The organism is Pseudomonas sp. EA_65y_Pfl1_P113, assembly GCF_963970525.1.
GTDB lineage: Bacteria > Pseudomonadota > Gammaproteobacteria > Pseudomonadales > Pseudomonadaceae > Aquipseudomonas > Aquipseudomonas tritici.
Window position 1 is genome coordinate 1 of sequence record NZ_CAXAQM010000533.1, and the last position, 462, is coordinate 462.

Genomic DNA, 462 nt, shown 5'->3' on the forward strand with positions numbered 1-462 from the left:
CCGAGCGCACCGAGCACCGCTTGCCGTGCCGCGAGCGTTGCCAGCAGCGCGAACACCAGCGGCAATGCCCCGAGCAGCACCCAATCGCGCGTGCCAAGTGCCAGGCCTCCCAGCAAATCCGAGCCAAGCGTCGTCAATTGCCAGCCAATCAGCATCACCACGCCGCCCGCGACGACCGTGCCGAGCACGCCGCCGATCAACGTATCGAGCGCGATCCGGCGCTGGAACAGCCGCGCGACCTGAACATCGGTCGACCCCAGCATGTGCAAGACCTCGATCGTCGCCCGGTGCGTTTCCAGCCCGGCGCGTGCCGCCAGAACCACGACCGCCGCCGTGGCCGTCGCCATCAGCAAGACCAGCCCCGCCGCCAGCAGCGTGACGAGCCCCATGAAACTGCGCACCGGCGACATCCAGCTTTCATGCCGGTCGATCCGTGCGGACGGCGCGACGCTCAGCACGGCT

The 462-nt window shown here is 69.0% G+C and carries 1 protein-coding gene; it reads right to left on the bottom strand.

The window, feature by feature from the left end:
* A partial coding sequence (locus AACY52_RS30935) for an FtsX-like permease family protein (RefSeq protein ID WP_339561487.1) occupies positions 1-462 on the bottom strand: 462 nt, incomplete at both ends.